The sequence below is a fragment of the Halobacterium noricense genome (assembly GCF_021233435.1).
GTDB classification, from domain to species: Archaea; Halobacteriota; Halobacteria; order Halobacteriales; family Halobacteriaceae; genus Halobacterium; species Halobacterium noricense.
Genome location: NZ_CP089468.1, coordinates 982,742 through 998,917, shown reverse-complemented (window position 1 = coordinate 998,917; position 16,176 = coordinate 982,742). Strand labels below are relative to the sequence as shown.

19 protein-coding genes and 1 pseudogene are annotated in these 16,176 nt (G+C 67.5%); 11 read left to right on the top strand and 9 right to left on the bottom strand.

What is annotated here, in order from left to right; genetic code table 11:
- The first annotated feature begins 50 nt into the window (after nucleotides 1–50).
- On the top strand, nucleotides 51–827 hold the full coding sequence (locus tag LT974_RS05475) for a carbon-nitrogen hydrolase family protein (protein WP_232589687.1): 777 nt from the start codon (nucleotides 51–53) through the stop codon (nucleotides 825–827).
- 34 nt (nucleotides 828–861) lie between these two features.
- On the opposite strand, the gene LT974_RS05470 is transcribed toward LT974_RS05475, so the two are convergent.
- Together LT974_RS05470 and LT974_RS05465 are read right to left on the bottom strand one after the other, a co-directional pair.
- Nucleotides 862–1,731 (bottom strand): transcription initiation factor IIB family protein, encoded by an 870-nt coding sequence (locus LT974_RS05470; RefSeq protein WP_232589686.1) that lies wholly within the window; start codon nucleotides 1,729–1,731, stop codon nucleotides 862–864.
- A gap of 79 nt (nucleotides 1,732–1,810) precedes the next feature.
- Entirely contained in the window at nucleotides 1,811–2,494 is a 684-nt protein-coding gene (locus tag LT974_RS05465) for a haloacid dehalogenase type II (RefSeq protein ID WP_232589684.1), read from the bottom strand.
- A gap of 99 nt (nucleotides 2,495–2,593) precedes the next feature.
- On the opposite strand from LT974_RS05465, the gene LT974_RS05460 reads away from it, so the two are divergent.
- Nucleotides 2,594–4,021 (top strand): dihydrolipoyl dehydrogenase, encoded by a 1,428-nt coding sequence (locus LT974_RS05460; RefSeq protein WP_232589683.1) that lies wholly within the window; start codon nucleotides 2,594–2,596, stop codon nucleotides 4,019–4,021.
- A gap of 78 nt (nucleotides 4,022–4,099) precedes the next feature.
- Entirely contained in the window at nucleotides 4,100–4,456 is a 357-nt protein-coding gene (locus LT974_RS05455) for a hypothetical protein (protein WP_232589682.1), read from the top strand.
- 15 nt (nucleotides 4,457–4,471) lie between these two features.
- On the opposite strand, the gene LT974_RS05450 is transcribed toward LT974_RS05455, so the two are convergent.
- On the bottom strand, nucleotides 4,472–5,077 hold the full coding sequence (locus LT974_RS05450; protein ID WP_232589681.1) for a TetR/AcrR family transcriptional regulator: 606 nt from the start codon (nucleotides 5,075–5,077) through the stop codon (nucleotides 4,472–4,474).
- A gap of 173 nt (nucleotides 5,078–5,250) precedes the next feature.
- Between LT974_RS05450 and LT974_RS05445 the strand changes: the two genes are divergently transcribed.
- The gene (locus LT974_RS05445) at nucleotides 5,251–5,892 is read left to right on the top strand and encodes a nitroreductase family protein (protein WP_232589680.1); all 642 of its coding nucleotides are present in this window, start codon (nucleotides 5,251–5,253) and stop codon (nucleotides 5,890–5,892) included.
- An 87-nt stretch (nucleotides 5,893–5,979) separates the two neighbouring features.
- The gene (locus LT974_RS05440) at nucleotides 5,980–6,264 is read left to right on the top strand and encodes a hypothetical protein (protein WP_232589679.1); all 285 of its coding nucleotides are present in this window, start codon (nucleotides 5,980–5,982) and stop codon (nucleotides 6,262–6,264) included.
- Here the strand turns inward: LT974_RS05440 and LT974_RS05435 are convergent.
- The gene (locus LT974_RS05435; protein ID WP_232589678.1) at nucleotides 6,261–6,938 is read right to left on the bottom strand and encodes a DUF7504 family protein; all 678 of its coding nucleotides are present in this window, start codon (nucleotides 6,936–6,938) and stop codon (nucleotides 6,261–6,263) included. The genes LT974_RS05440 and LT974_RS05435 overlap by 4 nt on opposite strands.
- 138 nt (nucleotides 6,939–7,076) lie before the next feature.
- Between LT974_RS05435 and LT974_RS05430 the strand changes: the two genes are divergently transcribed.
- The 4 genes and pseudogenes from LT974_RS05430 to LT974_RS05415 all read left to right on the top strand — a co-directional run bounded on the left by LT974_RS05430 (nucleotide 7,077) and on the right by LT974_RS05415 (nucleotide 9,463).
- Nucleotides 7,077–8,174, top strand: a complete 1,098-nt coding sequence (locus LT974_RS05430) for an NADH:flavin oxidoreductase/NADH oxidase (protein WP_232589677.1) — start codon at nucleotides 7,077–7,079, stop codon at nucleotides 8,172–8,174.
- A gap of 91 nt (nucleotides 8,175–8,265) precedes the next feature.
- A pseudogene (locus tag LT974_RS05425) lies at nucleotides 8,266–8,445 on the top strand (hypothetical protein); the annotation flags it as partial.
- An 86-nt stretch (nucleotides 8,446–8,531) separates the two neighbouring features.
- The gene (locus tag LT974_RS05420) at nucleotides 8,532–8,897 is read left to right on the top strand and encodes a hypothetical protein (protein ID WP_232589674.1); all 366 of its coding nucleotides are present in this window, start codon (nucleotides 8,532–8,534) and stop codon (nucleotides 8,895–8,897) included.
- Complete coding sequence (locus LT974_RS05415; protein ID WP_232589673.1) at nucleotides 8,894–9,463, top strand: hypothetical protein; 570 nt, start codon at nucleotides 8,894–8,896, stop codon at nucleotides 9,461–9,463. Before LT974_RS05420 ends, LT974_RS05415 begins: the two co-directional genes overlap by 4 nt.
- A 3-nt stretch (nucleotides 9,464–9,466) precedes the next feature.
- Here the strand turns inward: LT974_RS05415 and LT974_RS05410 are convergent, their stop codons facing one another.
- The 3 genes from LT974_RS05410 to LT974_RS05400 form a co-directional block, all read right to left on the bottom strand.
- Nucleotides 9,467–9,832, bottom strand: coding sequence for an OB-fold domain-containing protein (locus LT974_RS05410; protein ID WP_232589672.1), 366 nt, complete (start codon nucleotides 9,830–9,832; stop codon nucleotides 9,467–9,469).
- Nucleotides 9,829–10,980, bottom strand: a complete 1,152-nt coding sequence (locus tag LT974_RS05405) for a thiolase family protein (protein WP_232589671.1) — start codon at nucleotides 10,978–10,980, stop codon at nucleotides 9,829–9,831. The genes LT974_RS05410 and LT974_RS05405 overlap by 4 nt, the downstream gene beginning before the upstream one ends.
- A gap of 138 nt (nucleotides 10,981–11,118) precedes the next feature.
- Nucleotides 11,119–12,165: a sensor histidine kinase gene (locus tag LT974_RS05400; protein WP_232589670.1), complete on the bottom strand. Its 1,047-nt coding sequence runs from the start codon at nucleotides 12,163–12,165 to the stop codon at nucleotides 11,119–11,121.
- A 208-nt stretch (nucleotides 12,166–12,373) separates the two neighbouring features.
- Between LT974_RS05400 and LT974_RS05395 the strand changes: the two genes are divergently transcribed.
- A complete protein-coding gene (locus LT974_RS05395; protein ID WP_232589669.1) occupies nucleotides 12,374–13,243 on the top strand; it encodes a universal stress protein in 870 nt (289 codons plus the stop codon).
- Nucleotides 13,244–13,292: 49 nt separating this feature from the next.
- Here the strand turns inward: LT974_RS05395 and LT974_RS05390 are convergent, their stop codons facing one another.
- Nucleotides 13,293–14,567, bottom strand: coding sequence for an RNA-guided endonuclease InsQ/TnpB family protein (locus tag LT974_RS05390; RefSeq protein WP_232589668.1), 1,275 nt, complete (start codon nucleotides 14,565–14,567; stop codon nucleotides 13,293–13,295).
- Nucleotides 14,568–14,620: 53 nt separating this feature from the next.
- On the opposite strand from LT974_RS05390, the gene LT974_RS05385 reads away from it, so the two are divergent.
- Complete coding sequence (locus LT974_RS05385; protein ID WP_232589667.1) at nucleotides 14,621–14,758, top strand: hypothetical protein; 138 nt, start codon at nucleotides 14,621–14,623, stop codon at nucleotides 14,756–14,758.
- 81 nt (nucleotides 14,759–14,839) lie between these two features.
- On the opposite strand, the gene LT974_RS05380 is transcribed toward LT974_RS05385, so the two are convergent.
- The gene (locus tag LT974_RS05380) at nucleotides 14,840–16,168 is read right to left on the bottom strand and encodes a glycerate kinase type-2 family protein (RefSeq protein WP_232589666.1); all 1,329 of its coding nucleotides are present in this window, start codon (nucleotides 16,166–16,168) and stop codon (nucleotides 14,840–14,842) included.
- Nucleotides 16,169–16,176 lie beyond the last annotated feature (8 nt).

Below are 16,176 nucleotides of genomic sequence, written 5' to 3'. Positions count from 1 at the left end.
TATTAAAACCGTTCGCCGGCTTTTTGTCGGCTGCGCGCCGACTCCGCGGCGTGCCGACACCGACCGTCGCCGCCTGCCAGACCGACCTCGCGGACCTCGACCCGCGCGCCAACCTCGCCACCATCGGCGAACGCCTCGCCGGTCTCGACGACCGTGTGAACGTCGCGCTGTTCCCCGAGTACGCGCTCACCGGCTTCGTCGCCGACGAGCGCGTCCACGACGCCGCGCTCGCCCGCGATAGCAACGCGCTCGACCGCCTCGCCGCTTCCGCCGCGGACTACGACGTGAGCGTGCTAGCGGGCTTCGTCGAGGACGCGGGCGACGACTACTACAACACCGTCGGCTACGTCACGCCCGACGGCGAGCGCACGTACTACCGCAAGCGCAACCTCTGGGGCGGCGAAGCCGACGTACTCACGGCCGGCGACGAAGCCGTCACCGTGGAGACGCCCGCCGGGAAGACCGGTATCGTCACCTGCTACGACCTCAACTTCGTGGCCGTCAGCGCCGAGTTCGCCCGCGAGCGCGTCGACGCCCTGTTCGTCGTCGGCGCGTGGCCGGGCACGCACAGCGAGAACTGGCGGCTCCTCCTACGCGCCCGCGCCCTCGACGGCGTGCGCTGGGTGGTCGGCTGCGGTCGGACCGGCCGCCGCGAACTCCCGGACGCCCGCGTCGTCGACTACGCCGGCAAATCCACCGTCGTGCGGCCCGACGGGGCCGTCAGCGCCGCGCTCAATCGCGACGAGCGCACGCTCGTCGCTGACCTCGATGCCGAGATTCTGGCCGAGCAGCGCGAGTTCGTCGGCGTCTTCGCCGAGGATTCTTGACGCCGGCCCGCGTCGCCGACCGCGACGCCGCTGACTACAGCGATTCGAGGTCGCTGGCGCGGTCGTGGATGGCTGAAGAAGAACAGCCCGCGGGCGTCTTCAGCGCCTTCATGCCGATTGGCGCGCCCGCGCGCTCCCCGGCGACACGGAGCGCAGCGGCGGCCCACGCCGCCGGCGCGTCGTCCACCGGGCGGACGTCGGTCGCCGACGCCAGAAGGTCGCGTGCCGTGCTCGCGACGTAGTCCGACGCGGGCAGGTACTCGCGGTACCAGTCGATGGCGGCCGCCGCGGTCGCGGGCGGCGGGTTCCGCTCGCACAGCACTTCGCGTTGCTCCTTGTAGCGGTTCCGGATGGTGACGTGCGTGACGTCCGCCAGTTCCGTGAGCGTGTCCTGTCGGACGTTCATGTCGGCCTCCACGCAGGCGTTGTAGATGGCCGCTGCCGCCCACCCACTCGGGGATTTCCCGCCCGCGATGCCGGCGTCCTCGCAGTGGTCGACGATTTCCCCGGCGCGGTCCGCGACGCCCTCGGGGAGCCCGAGTTCGTCGGCGTATCGGTCGACGTACTGGGAGGCGTCCGCGAACCCCGAGAGGTCGATGCCGAGTTCGCTGGTCACCGCCTTCGCGCGCCGCAGGAGCTGCGTGCGGTCGACGCCCGTCGCGTCGACGAACTCGTCGACCGTGCGCGGGACGCGCTCGACCTTGCACGCGACGTACAGGCACGCCGCCGCGGTCGTCGCGACGTTGTGCGCGTGGGCCGCGCGCTGGTCGCGGTGGCGGCGGAACACCGCAATCGCGGTCTCCGTCGTCTCCGCGGGGACCCCGAGCGCGGTCGCGGCGGACTGGATTCGGTCGAGCGCGTCGCCGACCACCTGCGGCTCGACGCTCGTCTCGTCGGTCGTCATCTAATCGTCCCGGAGTGTGTCGCGTGGGGACAAATAACTCGGGGTTGAGGCGGATACCACGCGTCCGCCGCGCGGCGAGTCAGGCCGAGAGCGCCGCGACGAGGTCGTGGAAGTCGGTGATCGTGAGGTCGGAGTCGCCCGCGAACGGCTCCCACGGTGACGATTTCCGGTCGACCCACGCGCTCTGCATGCCCGCGTGGGTCGCGCCGAGCACGTCGAACCAGCCCGCCGTGACGTGGACGATTTCGTCGATGGGCGTCCCCGCCCGGGCGGCGGCGTGGCGGTAGAGTTCGGCGGCGGGCTTGAACGTCTCCACCTCGTCGGCGCTCACCGTGTCCTCGAGGAGGTCGCCGATGTCGGCGTGGTCGACCATCGACGCCAGCATCTCGGGGTTGCCGTTCGAGACGACGTAACAGTCGTAGCCCGCGTCGGTGAGCGCTTCGAGGCCGCTGCGGACGTCGTCGAACACGTCGAGTTCGTGGTAGACCGCGAGAATCTCGTCGCGCTCCGCGGTGGTGACGTCCGCGCCGTGGGCGTCCAGCGCGTACTGGAGGGCATCGCGGTTCACCTCGTAGAACGGCTGGTAGGCGTCGATTTGGTTGGCGACGAACGTGTACGCCAGCGATCGCGACCGCCACAGCCGGGAGACTGGTTCGGGGTCGGCGACGCGGTCGGCGAGCGCGCGCTCGGCGGCATCGACGTCCACGAGCGTGCTGTACGAGTCGAACGTCACGGTCGTGACGCGCTCCGAGTCGAAGCTCATCTGTGCTCGCCTTCACCCCCGGCTCGGATAACTTTCGGGCCAACCGGCGGGGTTCGCGGCGGCAAGCGGTTTCTTGACGCCGGCACGCGTGGGCGGCGTATGGACGAATTCGACTTTCTCGTCATCGGTTCGGGGTCCGGACTGGACGTCGCGAACGTCGCCGCCAATCAGGGGCAGTCGGTCGCGGTCGTGGAGAAGGGGCCGCTGGGCGGGACGTGTCTGAACCGTGGCTGCATCCCCTCGAAGCTCCTGCTCTACCACGCCGACGTGCTCGAAACCATCGAGCGCGCCGGCGAGTTCGACATCGACGCCGAAGTCAACGACGTGGACTTCGAGCACATCGTCCGCAAAGTCAACGAGGAAGTCCAGGCGGACGCGGACTCGATTCGGCGCGGCCTGCGTTCCTCGGACCGGCACACGCTCTACGAGGGCGAAGCCCGCTTCGTGGCCGACCACGAGGTCGAGGTTTCGGGCGGCGAGGACGACGGCGCACGCATCCGCGCGGACACGGTGCTCATCGCGGCCGGCACGCGGCCTGCGATTCCGCCCATCGACGGCATCGAGGACACCGACTACCTTACGAGCCAGGAGGCACTCCAGTTGGAGACGCCGCCCGACCACCTCGTCGTCGTGGGCGGCGGCTACATCGCTGCGGAACTCGGACACTTCTTCGAGACGTTCGGCAGCGACGTCACCGTCGTCGGCCGGCGTCCGAACCTGCTGCCGAACGCCGACAGCGAGGTCGCGGCGGCGTTCACCGACCAGTTCGGCGAGCGCGCCGACGTCTACGCGGGCTACGAGGCGACGAGCGTCGCCCAGGCCGACGGCGAGGTCACGCTCGAAGCCCGCGAGTACGAGTACGGCGAGGAGGGTGGCGTCGTCGAGAGCGGCGAGTCGGTGTCCGTCACCGGCGACGCGCTGCTCGTGGCAGCCGGCCGCACGCCGAACACGGACACGCTGAACCTCGACGCGACCGGCGTTCGGACCGACGACCGCGGGTTCGTGGCGACCGACGACTACCTCGAAACGGACGTCGAGGACGTGTGGGCGCTCGGCGACATCGTCGGCGAGTACCTCCTCAAGCACAGCGCGAACCACGAGGCGCAGGCGGTCGCGCGCAACATCTTCGGCAGCGACCCCGAGCCCGTCGACTACTCGGCGATGCCGTTCGCGGTGTTCGGGTCGCCGGAGGTTGCGGGCGTCGGCGCGACCGAAGCCGAACTCCGGGACGCGGGCCGCGAGTACGCGACGAACACGTACGACTTCGCGGACACCGCGCGCGGCGACGCGATGCACGCCGAGGGCTTCGTGAAGGTGCTCGTCGACCTCGACGGCGAGATTCTGGGTTGCCACATCGTCGGCCCGGACGCCTCGACGCTGATTCAGGAGGCCGTCGTCGCGATGAAAGCCGGCTCCGGCACCGTGCGAGACGTCCGCGAGTCGATTCACGTCCACCCCGCGCTCCCGGAGGTCGTCCAGCGCGCGTTCTCCGGGCAGTTCAGCCGCGGCGGCCACGAACACCACTAGCGGGATTACTGGCCCGTAACCTCGTTACTGGGACGTTCGCGCGACCTTTTGTGGCCGGCGCTCGTGGCTCGGAGTGTAATGACGAAGGCAGCAATCGTGATTCTGGCAGGCACCGAATCCCACAGCGACCTCGGCCGGCTCGTCAACGGCCTCGAAGCCGCCCGCGAGTTCGCCGAGAATCCCGAGGACGACCTGGAGCTCATCTTCGACGGCGCGGGCACGCAGTGGATTCCCGAACTCGAAGACCCCGACCACGACTACCACGACCTCTACGCCGCGGTCAAGGACGACAGCTCCGCGTGCGACCACTGTTCGGGCGCGTTCGGCGTCGACGAAGCCGTCGAGGACGCCGGCGTCGTCACCGTCGACGAACACGACGGCCACCCGAGCATCCGCTCGCTCGTCGACGACGACTACGAGATTATCACGTTCTAACGCGCTCGCCTCGCCCTACTCGTCGGCCAGCAGCCGCGACTGGAGGTAGGCGTCGACTTCTTCCCGGACGGCTTCCGTGTGCGTTTCCTCGGCAGTGACTCGCTGGGTCATCGCGCCGTTCACGAGCGTCAGTAGGAACGACGCGACGTTGTCGGGGTCGACGTCGCGGAATTTCCCAGCGTCGACGCCTTCGCCGACGATGCTCGCGACTTCGTCGTGCAGCGAGTCGTCGCTGCGCGTGAAGTGGTCGCGGTAGCGGTCGTCGTGAGCGGCCTGCGCGCGGAGTTCCACCATCGCCCTCGTGAAGTCCCGCTGGTCGTCGGGGAGTTTCACCGCGAGCACGTGGTCGAGAATCGCGTCGAGGCGCTCGCGGGGCGGCAGGTCGTCGTCGGGCGCGGCCTGCTCGAACTCCGCGAGCATGTACGCCAGAAACTCCAGGAGGAGTTCGTCCTTGCTGTCGTAGTGGTGGTAGAGCAGCGACTTGCTCTTCTCGAAGTGGTCGCCGATGCGCTGAATCGTCAACCCCGCGTAGCCGTGCTCGCGGAGCGCGCGGAACGTCGCCTGCATTATCGCTTCCCGCGTGGTCGCCGGCTCGCCGGAGAACGGGTGAGCGTCCACCATCGGCGAACGGGTAGTCAGGCGAACCGGATAGTGATGTCGGTGGTCGAGGGAGCGTGCCTTCGCCGTCTGCGACGTGTGAGACAGTTTGGACGTGGTGCGCGCTCACGCACTCCAATCGGCGGGACGCGCTGGGACCGCCAGCCCCCTCCGTACGGGTAACGTATCGTAAGTCGATGTCAGAAGCCAGCCAGCAGTCGCGAACCGACGCCGCCACCGAGGCGCTGCGCAGCCGCCGCTCCGGGCACAACTTCGACCCCGACGAGGACGTCGACGACGAGACCCTCGAAGCAATCGTCGAGGACGCGACGCTCGCGCCCTCCTCGTTCAACCTCCAGCCGTGGGAGTTCGTCACGATTCAGGACGACGACCGCCTCGACGAACTCGTCGAGATTGCGAACGGCCAAGAGCACATCGCAGAGGCCGGCACCGCGATTCTCGTCGCCGGCCACACCGAGCCGAAGACCGCCGACCGCGTCTTCGACGAGTGGGTCGAGGCCGGCCGCGTCGACGCCGAGACCGGCGAGGCGATGAAAGAGCAGACCGTCGCCGGCTACGAGTCCGACCGCGCGGGCCGCGACTACGCGATTCGCAACGCCTCCCTCGCCGCGGAGAACCTCCTGCTGTCCGCGCACGCCCGCGGCCTCACCGCCACGCCGATGACCGGCTTCGACTTCGAGGCCGCCGCTGACTTCGTCGACCTCCCCGAGGACACGATTCCGGTCGTCCTGATTGCGGTCGGCCCGAGCGGCGGCGACGAGCCCGAGCGCCTGCCGCGCCGCGACGTCGACGACGTCCTCCACCGCGAAACTTTCTAAGGGCTCCGCTCTCCTGCAGTATTTTCACGGCCGACAGCGCCGCGGCCGGCCACACCGTTTACCAGTCGTCGTGGTGTGGCTCCGAGTATGTCCGATACGTACGTCGACACAGAGGTCGAAGTGGAAGTCGACTCGACCGAACTCGAAGTCGAAGCCGGCGAGGAAGACGTGTTCGAGGCGGAACTGGACGCGCCGGGCGTCTCCATCGAAGTGGAAGCCGAAATCGAGGTCGCCGGCGAGAAAGAGGGCGACGAAGGCGAGCAAGCCGAAGAGAGCGAGGAAGCCGAGGGGGGCGAAGACGGGTACTACGCGCCGGAAGCCGAGGGGATGGAACTAGCCGAGACCGAGGAAGAAGCGTCGGAGGAAGACTAGAGTTCCAGCCAGCGCGTGGACAGCGACTCGTCGGGGAGGTGCCAGCGCTGCCGCGGGTCGTCGTCGCCGCCGACTTCGACGACCGCGTCGAACTGCCCGAGAAGCCCTTCGACCGCGATGCCGGGAACGTGTTGGCCGACGTGGACGTGCGCGATGCCGTCGTGCTCGCGGACTGCGGTGCCGAGGGTCTTCGTGAATTCGAGCACGCTGAGGAGGTCGTCGTCTTCGAGGAGCGTGCCGAGCGCGTCCATGCAGACGCGGAGCTGTCCGGACTCGTAGCCGCCCAGCGGCGCGAGCGAGTCGACTTCGTCCTCGACGGCGTCGCCGAGCGCGTCCACGTCCGAGGCGACCGTGGTCGCCGGCAGCGACGGTGACGGCGGGGCTGCGGCAGCGGCGTCGCGCGCGGTGGACCGGTAGACGACGGTGCGCTCGTCGGGGTCGTCGCCGGCCGGCGACGAACTGGTCGTGTGCGTGTCCGTCTCGCTGCGAACGAGCAGGCGTTTGCGCTCCTCGTCGCCGCTGCCGAGGAGCCGCCGGCAGCCGGCACCGCCGGCGTCGCTGCCGCCGGCTTCGAGGACGAGGAGGAGACACCCCGTGGATTTGAGGTCGTCGAGGGCCGCCGCGAAGGTGGCCGGGTCGTCGACCCACCCACGCGCCGTGGAACCGTCTGACATCGTACGTGTACGCACGCCAACCAAACCGATAAATATTGTGGGTTTTCTCCGGGTGAGAAAATCCGTGGCCGGGCGCGAAGCCGGCAAGCAGCCCCTGGGACACCGCCGATAAACCCCCGGAAGCGCTACGACGACGCGATGACAGACGACGTGTTCTCGCCGCTCGAACTCCGCGAGACGACCGCCCGGAACCGGTTCGTCGTGTCCCCGATGTGTCAGTACTCCGTCGAGGACCGCGACGGCCTCGCCACGGACTGGCACCGCGTCCACCTCGGCTCGCGCGCCACCGGCGGCGCTGGCATCGTGATGACCGAAGCCACCGCCGTCGAACCCCGCGGCCGCATCACGCCCGAGGACCTCGGCATCTGGAGCGACGAGCACCGCGACGCGCTCGACCCCATCGTCGACTTCGTGAAGTCGCAGGGCGCGACGCCCGGCATCCAGCTCGCGCACGCCGGCCGGAAGGGCTCGAAGTCCCGACCGTGGGAGGGCTCCGAACCAGTCCACCCCGAGGACGGCGGCTGGACGGTCGTCGGCCCCTCCGACGAGCCGTGGCCCTACGAGCAGGAGCCGCCCGCGACCGAAGCCCTCGACCCGGACGGCATCGACGAAGTCGTCGAGTCGTTCCGCGAGGCCGCCCGGCGCTCCCGCGAAGCCGGCTTCGAAATCGCGGAAGTCCACGCTGCCCACGGCTACCTCCTCCACGAGTTCCTCTCCCCGGTGACCAACGACCGCGACGACGAGTACGGTGGGAGCTTCGAGAACCGCACCCGCATCGTCCGCGAGGTCACGGAAGCCGTCCGCGAGGAGATGGGCGAGGACAAAGCCGTCTTCGTGCGCATCTCCGCGACCGACTGGCTCGACGACCGCGACTCCTGGGACGTCGAGCAGTCCGCCCGCCTCGCCGACGACCTCTACGAGGTCGGCGCGGACCTCGTCGACGTCTCCTCCGGTGGGATTCACCCCGACCAGAACATCGAGTGGACCGGCCCGAACTACCAGCTCCGGTTCGCCGAACACATCCGGAACAGCCGAGAGACGGACGTCAAAGTCGGCACCGTCGGCGGCATCACGTCCGCCGAGCAGGCCGACGCCATCATCCGCAACGACCGCGCGGACCTCGCCATCGTCGGCCGCGAGTTCCTCCGCGACCCCTACTTCCCGCTGCACGCCGCGAAGGAACTCGGCCGCGAGGAGAGGGTCGACGTGCCCGTCCAGTACCACCGCGCGTTCTGACCGTCCCGAATACGGATGCGTCGTCCGGCCTTCGACGCGAGACCGCCGCTCGCGACGGGTTTTATCAGGTCGCTGGTCGTCGAGAGCCAGTATGGTCGTCGTCGAGGAGGCCACCCGATTGAGCGAGCGCCGCACCCGGACCTCATCCGAGGCGTTTCCGGACGATGCGCTGGCGTCGATTCGGGCGGCCGTCGAGGCCGTCCCGGCAAGCGTCTTCGACCGCTCGACGAAGCACACGGAGGTCGGCGAGTTCGATACCGCAAGCAACGATTGACAACTCGCGGCCGAAGATAGATGTGCAAGCTGTGTGCAGTCGCCGAAACGGTTATCAGTCTATGTGCAGAAGACGCGCATAGTATGAACGCGAGCGACGAGCCACGACGGGTACACTTCCAGTCCCCAGAGTACCTCGTCGAGCGGCTTGACGCGGTCGCCGACCTCTTCGATACCGACCGGACAGATCTGCTCGTCGAAGCGATTCGCGAGTACCTCGAAGAAACGGCCGACAGCGAAACGTTCCAAGAACTGGTCGCGACGAAGTACTATGACGACCAGCTCGAATTCGAGACCGTCAAGCAACTGGTTGGCACCGAAACCGCCCAGCGCCTCCGCCTCCTCAAGGCGGACCTTGAAGACGAGCCACTGGATATCGGGGCCCCTGAGGACGTCGACATCTACGGTGACGACGCGACGAAGGTCGATACCGCCGACGACGAGCGATGACCGGCCACCGACTGCGGACGGTCGTCACCGACACGAGCGCGATAGTCAGTCTGGCTGTGCCTCGTGCTGACGCAACGTACGATACTGGTACCGCTCCGGACCCGCTGCAGTATCTGCTCACCTCGTGTGACGTATCCGTCCCGCCGGAAGTCGTCACGGAACTTCAGGCGCTCACGCAGTATCAGGATATTCACGGCGCCGCAGCGACGAATGTCCTCGCGGCTCGCGACTACTACACCATCGAGGACCCCTACGAGCGTGACGACACTCCGGACTCGCGGCCAACGTTTGGCCTCGACGACGGCGAAACCGATGGAATCGTGCTCGCGAACGCGCTTGCCGTCGATGGCTTCCTCACTGACGAGTTCGGCGGGACGAACTTCCCGCTCATCCACGCGGTCTTGCAGGGGCCACGGATCGCCCCGACGCCACGACTCGTCTGTGACTACGCTCGGAACGACCACATGAGCGACGACGACGCACGAACGCTGTTGGCAACGATTAGTCCACACCGGAACTGGGGCAATAGCCCCTACGTTGCTCAGCTACGAGACCGCCTCGAGTGAAAACTAAACCGGTTCGAACCGGTAGCCGTCCCACTCGTGGCTGTCGGGCTCGCGGATGCCCGCCTCGGGGTCGCGTAGCTCTTCTGCGTACACCGGTTCGACGTCGTCGCCGATTTCGACGCCGTCGGCGGTCGTGAGCTGACCGAGCGCGCGCACGCTCTCGCCCTCCACCTCGAACTCGACGATTGCGAGGTGGTTGGGCTCGCGGACGCCCGGCGGCGTCGCCGTGGCGGTCGTCCACGTGACGACCGTGCCGGTGCGTTCGGCGAGGTCGATGGTCCCGGTCTGTTCCTCCCCGCACTCCGGGCAGCGCGTGTGTCCGGGGTACGTGACGTGGCCGTTCGGGCAGCGGTGTGCGTCGAAGCTCATGGCTGTTCGAGGATGGTGGTGGTCACGCAGTTGCCGAAGCCGCCGACGTTGCAGGCGAGGCCGACGTCGCCCTCGACCTGTCGGTCGCCCGCGTCGCCGAGCAACTGCACGTAGAGTTCGTACGCCTGTGCGACGCCGCTCGCGCCGAGCGGGTGGCCCTTCGACTTGAGGCCCCCGGACGTGTTGATGGGGAGGTCGCCGTCGCGGTCGGTGACGCCCTCCTCGACGGCCTTCCAGCCCTCGCCCTTCTCGAAGAAGCCGAGGTCCTCACTCTGGAGGAACTCCAGAATCGTGAACATGTCGTGGAGCTCCGCGAAGTCGACGTCCTCGGGGCCGCAGTCGGCCATCTCGTAGGCGATTTCGGAGGACTCCACGACGCCCTGCATGGTCGTCGGGTCCTCGCGCTCGTGGACGACGTGGGTGTCGGTCGCGCCGCCGATGCCGGAGACGACGACGTAGTCGTCGGCGTACTCCTCGGCGACGGACTCCGGACAGAACAGCAGCGCGGAACTGCCGTCCGTGATGGGGCAGAAGTCGTACAGCCGCAGCGGGTCCGCGACGATTGGCGAGTCCAGCACCGTCTCCAGGTCGACTTCCTTGCGGAACTGCGCGTGGGGGTTGTCCACGCCGTTGCGGTGGTTCTTCACGGCGACCTTGCCGAGGCTCTCGCGGGGCGCGTCGTACTCGTCGAGGTACTTGCGCGCGGTGAGGCCCGCGAAACTCGGGAGCGTGACGCCGTGCTTGTACTCCACGGGGTGGGTGAGGCTGGCGATGACGTCCGTCGCCTCGCCCGTGGTCTTGTGGGTCATCTTCTCGCCGCCGACGAGCAGCGTCATGTCGCTCGCGCCGGAGGCGACGGACTGCCACGCGGCGTAGATGCCCGCGCCGCCGGAGGCGCTCGTCTGGTCGACGCGCTGGGTGTACGCGCCGAGCGCGCCGAGGTCGTGGGCGAGCGCGTTCGGGACGCCGGTCTGTCCCTCGAACTCGCCGCTGGCCATGTTCGAGACGTAGAGGTGGTCGAGGTCGTCGCCGTCCACGCCCGCGTCCCGCAGGGCGGCGTCGCCGGCCTCCGCCAGCAACTCCCGCACCCACGCGTCGCGGTCGCCGAACGTCGTCATCGACGCACCGATGATTGCTACGCGGTCCATACCCCCACCGTCTCGGAGCGGGGTCTTTACGCTTTCACGTTCGCGCCGACACGCGACCGGACAAGAAATGTCGCCGCTGCACGGTGGTCTGTCCGAATTCTCGTCCTCGAATACGTCTCATCCCACTCCCACCGTCGTTTAGCGCTCCGACGCGACGCGGAGTTCGAGCGTGACGTCGCTCCCGCCGCTCGCACGCTCTTCGTACGTGACAGCGCCGTCGTAGGCGGTCGCAATCCACCGAACCAGCCACAGGCCGAGCCCGCTCCCGTGGTCGAGCGGCGTCAGGTCGATGTCGCCGGTGAGGAGCCGCCGCTCCTTGTCCGGGAGGCCAGGCCCGTCATCGCTCACCGTCAGCGCGACTTCGCCGTCCGTCCGGCGCGCGGTAACCTGGACGCTGGGCGTCTCGTCGTCGGTGTAGCGAATCGCGTTGTCGACGAGTGCGGCGACCGCACGGTCGAGGTGGCCCCCGGACATGACTCGCGGCGCGTCCTCGACGTCGACGGTCACGTCCGCGTAGTCGACCAAGGGCACGTCGTCGAGCGCCGACTGCACCACGTGGCCGAGGTCGGTCGGCTCCAGGTCCGGGTCCGCGTCCAACACGCGCTCGATATCCCTCGCTTCCTCGCTGGTGCGGTCGAGTGCGAGCGCGCGCTCCCGGATTCCTCGCGCGGTGTCGACCAGTTCGGGGTCCTCGACCGACGCGGCGAGGGCCTCGGCGTGATCGAGCAAGGCGTCGACTTCCTCGGAGAGGTTGTACCGGAGCACGCGATTGAGCACCGACAATTCGCGCTCCTGGCGAATCTCGTCGGTGAGGTCGGTGTACAGCGCGAACCCGCCGTCGCCGCCGTCGGAGGGGATGCCCCGGTAGAGCAGCGTCTTCAGGCCGTCCTCGGTGCGCCGGTCGACGATGGCGTAGTTCGACTTGCCCGCGGCGGTGCGCTGGTCGAAGCGGTTGCTCTCGGTCACCCGCTCGCTCGGGACGATGAGGTCGTTCAGCGACGCACCCACGACTTCCCCGCGGTCCACGCCGAACATCTCACAGAACGAGTGGTTGACCGTCGCGACGATGGGCTCCTCGTCGTCCAGTTCGAACTCCACGACGGCGTCCTGCACGTGCTCGAAGAGGTAGCGGAACCGACCGGCGTCCTCGCGGGGTTCGAGGGGGTTCGAGTCGTTGCCTTCCATCGTCCCCCCGTTCCACATCCACACGTATGTTTCTTCCCGCTCGAAAACTAAATTCCACTATTACAATATATACGTTTGAACTACGCTCGAACTGCTGTCCCTCTGTTCCGATATTATAGAATAATCTGGACGAACAAAATTTACACAACGTCTCAGAACCGTGGCGACGACGGCGGTAATTTATCACTTCGTCGGCCGAACAGCCCCCATGAGCATCAACTCCGGCGACCGACCGTGGCCGCAAGTCCTCGACCACGAGGGCGTCGACTGGCCGGCCGACGAGCAGCGCATCCTCGTGCCGTTCTGCGAAGCCGCGAACCGGACGGAGACGAGCCTCCTCGGCGCGAGCATCACGTTCGGGAGCGACGGCGAACTGTACATCCTGCACGCGACCGAGGCGGGCGGGCTGGCGGACGCGAACGAACTGCGCGACGAGGCGGAACTGGAGTTGGCGGTCCGCGAGGAGTTCGACGTCCCCGTCGCGCAGTTCGAGGACGAGTTCTCGAACGGGGTCCTCGACGCGTTCGTCGACTCGCACTCGATAACGGCGACGGTCGTCGACCGCGAGGAACAGGGCTTCTTCTCGCGGGGCCGCGACGAGCAGACGGTCGCGTCGCGGTGTCACAACGTCGTCGGGACGCGCATGGACACCTTCGAGTCGCCGTCCAGCATCCTCGTGCCGGTAGCGAAGGGGCCACACTCGGGGCTGGCGACGCGCATCGCGGAGGCGATTGCGCGCGCCTCCGGCTGCTGGATCGAACTCTTCCACGTCGTCGGCGAGGACGCGAGCGAGTCGGAGCGAGGGGACGTTGACGCGCTGCTGGACGCCTACGAGCACCGGCTGGGCGACGACGTCGAAGTCGACCACCACGTCGTCGAGGCCGCCGAGCCCGCGGACGAAATCATCGAGCACGCCGGCTACCACGACGTGACGGTGCTCGGCGCGCCCGAGAAGGGGCGGCTCAGGCGGTTCCTCTTCGGGTCGACGACCGACGAAGTCGAACAGGACGGCGAGTCCGGCCCGGTCCTAACCGTCCACCGGGACACGGACGAGTCCGTGTTCTCCCGCTGGCTATGACATCCTCCCCGGCGTGAACGCCGGGGTTTCCTCGCGCTGGGGGTATCGCTTACCGGCCCACGGAGGCAACTTGCGGGTTCGTATGCTCCTCGTTGGGAACTGAGCGTGGTAACTCTGACCAGTGATGGTCGTCCCACTTGAGGCATACAGGCCGTGCCATCGACCGTGTTACCGTTGTCTGCCGTCTCAAGAACGTCTCTGAGGCCACGAGGTCAGCGTGACCCTCGAATCCACATGGGCACGTCAGCGTGTCGCGGTGACGCGTCGTATCTTCTATCGAACCACAGTTCGGACACTCCTGACTCGTCCACGCCTCAGACCGTACTTCCACTGAGATACCGTATTCTTCGGCAGTACACGCCAGCCGGTTTATGAACGCTCGGAACGCCCAGAAGTTGTGCGTCTTCGCGTTCGTCTCCACCGACCAGTGCGTTTCAAGTACGTCCGTCAACGCCCCTACGTACACTGTCGAAACGCCTTCGTCGTACAGCCGTTCGATGAGGTCACGGGCGAGCGCGTCTTGGGCGTGGTCACGCCGCTTGGTGCGTCGGTCGTACAGGCGTCGGATACGGTGACTACTGTACCGACCTTCCTCCAAGAGTGATTGGAGTAGCGCGATTTCTCGCGTCGTCTCGCGGAACCGCTCGAACAAGTCGCGTCCTTCGTACAGGAGTTGGGTGCCGGTTGTGGTTGTGCAGGCGACGAGGTTGTTCGCACCGATGTCCAGAGCGGCTTCTTCCGAAGCCAGTGGGTGTGCCAGTCGAGAATCATCAACGGTGACTGGCTGAAAGGCCCTGAACGTTTGTGCTTGCTCGTCGTAGAACAACTCCAACCGACCCTGCTTCTCGTACTCCTTCCAATTGGGATTGCCCCGAACTTCAAGCCGGAGGCGTTCGCGGTATCCAAGCCCGTACTCGTCTTTTAGGTCTTGGCCGACGAGAATTTCGAGCCGGGAGTATTCACCCCACTCAACGGAGTACGACGTGTTGCGTATGTACGCCCGGAGTTCGCGTCCATCTTCCGAGTTCCCCCAGAATCCGGGCTTGCCGTTAGCTTCGCCCTTCTCCTTGAGCGCGAAGAACGACTTCCATGCTTCGCGGTTCTTACGTTCGATTTGCTGAACCGTCGAAGCACCGACCGTCCCGCCATAGCGCCCACGATACTCGCTGATGTCCCACACGTCTCCGTCGGGGTCGGCGTAGTTCTCGCGGCGCTCGTAGTTGATTTCGTTCCAGAGAGCGGCAGAAGCGTCCAACAGGCGTCGAAGCAACTCCTCGTCCTCCTCGGACTGAGGCACCACATCGAACGTGTTGGATCGCTTCATCAACTACTGGTTGCACCCGAACACACATAAATATGTGTTCTGTGTGCTACTATATGGTTGCAGTCCGAATCGAGTTCGATGACGAAGAACAGTACAAGCGGTTGAAGGAATTGAAGAAGCACCGTGGATTGACGTGGAAAGGGTTACTCCTCGAAGGCGAGAAGAAAGTCAGAGAAGATACCCCGGAATGAGCGTCGAACGTGGGTAGTGGCGTGGGGTGTCGGATTCACGCCCGGCCAAAGGCCGGGACCCTCCTTGATTCAGGTAGGCGCTCAGTTCTCGACGACGAGCACGCGCAGGTCGTTGACGTTCGTTCCAGTCGGACCAGTACGGAGCAGCGCGTTCTGGTCGGCGAGGAAGCCGCCGGCGTCGTTTTCGTGGAGCGCCGCGCGGGCGTCGGCCAGGTCGTCGACCGTCTCGCTGTCGACGAGCGCGCCGGCGTGCTCGCTCGCGCCGTCGATGCCGTCCGTGTCCACGCACGCGAACGCCGCGCCGTCGGGGAGCCGATGGGTGGCGGCGAGCGCGCATTCCTGATTCGGGCCGCCGTCGCCGTCGCCCTCGACGGTCACCGTGAGTTCGCCGCCCGAGAGCACGACGGCGGGCGGGTCGACCGGGTTGCCCGTGTTCGCGGCGTCCGTTCCAATCGCGGCGTGGACTCCACCGACCTCGCGGGCTTCGCCCTCGATACACGAGGACAGAATCAGGGTCTCGTAGCCGCGCTCGCGGGCGGCGTCGCTGGCCGCGGCGAGCGCAGTAGAGCCGTCCGCGAGCACGTGCGTGTCGACGTCCTCGAATGCCGGGTCGTCCTCACTAGGTGTCTCCGGGAGATCGCCACGCGCGCCGCGTTCGAGGCGGTCGCGGACTGCGGCGGGAACGTCGACCGCGTAGTCGTCGAGGACGGCCAGGGCGTCGCCGTACGTCGAGGTGTCCGAGACTGTGGGTCCGCTGGCGACGACGTCAAGGTCGTTGCCGACGACATCGCTGAACACGAGCGTCACGACGGTCGCCGGCGCGAGCGCTCGCGCGAGCTGGCCGCCCTTCAGCGCCGAGCAGTGTTTGCGGACGGCGTTCACGTCGTGAATCGGCGCGCCCGAGCGCAACAGCGCCTCCGTCGTGGCCTGCAAGTCAGATAGGGAGAGTCCGTCTGCGGGCGCGGGCAGCACCGCGCTGCCGCCCCCGGTTATCACCGCGAGCACGAGCGTGTCGGCGTCGCAGCCGCGGGCGGCGTCGAGCAGTTCCTTGGTGGAGGCGACGCCGCGCTCCGAAGGCACGGGGTGGTCGCTCGGGAGCACGGCCACGCCTGGCACGTCGATAGGGTCGTCGGTCACCACGCACCCGCCGTCGAGTCGGTCACCGAGCGCGTCGGCGAGCACGCGAGCGACGTGTGCGGCCGCATTCCCGCCGCCGAGCACGACGACGCGGTCGTGGCCGGCGAGGTCGTAGGTCGCGTCCGCGACGCGGAGCGTCTCTCTGTCGACCGCGATTTCGTCGGCCACGACGCGAGCGGGGTGTGCAGCGTCGATGCCGGCCTCGACGCACGCCAGCGCCGTCTCGCGGGCGGGCGTCTCGGCGAGCGTCGCCCGGTCCCAGATGTCTCCCATACCGGGCG

Excerpts from the sequence above, each read along its gene's own strand:
- LT974_RS05470 (WP_232589686.1), bottom strand. The coding sequence starts at position 1,731 with ATGACGACCGACGAGACGAGCGTCGAGCCGCAGGTGGTCGGCGACGCG.
- LT974_RS05465 (WP_232589684.1), bottom strand. The coding sequence starts at position 2,494 with ATGAGCTTCGACTCGGAGCGCGTCACGACCGTGACGTTCGACTCGTAC.
- LT974_RS05460 (WP_232589683.1), top strand. The coding sequence starts at position 2,594 with ATGGACGAATTCGACTTTCTCGTCATCGGTTCGGGGTCCGGACTGGAC.
- LT974_RS05455 (WP_232589682.1), top strand. The coding sequence starts at position 4,100 with ATGACGAAGGCAGCAATCGTGATTCTGGCAGGCACCGAATCCCACAGC.
- LT974_RS05450 (WP_232589681.1), bottom strand. The coding sequence starts at position 5,077 with ATGGTGGACGCTCACCCGTTCTCCGGCGAGCCGGCGACCACGCGGGAA.
- LT974_RS05445 (WP_232589680.1), top strand. The coding sequence starts at position 5,251 with ATGTCAGAAGCCAGCCAGCAGTCGCGAACCGACGCCGCCACCGAGGCG.
- LT974_RS05440 (WP_232589679.1), top strand. The coding sequence starts at position 5,980 with ATGTCCGATACGTACGTCGACACAGAGGTCGAAGTGGAAGTCGACTCG.
- LT974_RS05435 (WP_232589678.1), bottom strand. The coding sequence starts at position 6,938 with ATGTCAGACGGTTCCACGGCGCGTGGGTGGGTCGACGACCCGGCCACC.
- LT974_RS05430 (WP_232589677.1), top strand. The coding sequence starts at position 7,077 with ATGACAGACGACGTGTTCTCGCCGCTCGAACTCCGCGAGACGACCGCC.
- LT974_RS05420 (WP_232589674.1), top strand. The coding sequence starts at position 8,532 with ATGAACGCGAGCGACGAGCCACGACGGGTACACTTCCAGTCCCCAGAG.
- LT974_RS05415 (WP_232589673.1), top strand. The coding sequence starts at position 8,894 with ATGACCGGCCACCGACTGCGGACGGTCGTCACCGACACGAGCGCGATA.
- LT974_RS05410 (WP_232589672.1), bottom strand. The coding sequence starts at position 9,832 with ATGAGCTTCGACGCACACCGCTGCCCGAACGGCCACGTCACGTACCCC.
- LT974_RS05405 (WP_232589671.1), bottom strand. The coding sequence starts at position 10,980 with ATGGACCGCGTAGCAATCATCGGTGCGTCGATGACGACGTTCGGCGAC.
- LT974_RS05400 (WP_232589670.1), bottom strand. The coding sequence starts at position 12,165 with ATGGAAGGCAACGACTCGAACCCCCTCGAACCCCGCGAGGACGCCGGT.
- LT974_RS05395 (WP_232589669.1), top strand. The coding sequence starts at position 12,374 with ATGAGCATCAACTCCGGCGACCGACCGTGGCCGCAAGTCCTCGACCAC.
- LT974_RS05390 (WP_232589668.1), bottom strand. The coding sequence starts at position 14,567 with ATGAAGCGATCCAACACGTTCGATGTGGTGCCTCAGTCCGAGGAGGAC.
- LT974_RS05385 (WP_232589667.1), top strand. The coding sequence starts at position 14,621 with ATGGTTGCAGTCCGAATCGAGTTCGATGACGAAGAACAGTACAAGCGG.
- LT974_RS05380 (WP_232589666.1), bottom strand. The coding sequence starts at position 16,168 with ATGGGAGACATCTGGGACCGGGCGACGCTCGCCGAGACGCCCGCCCGC.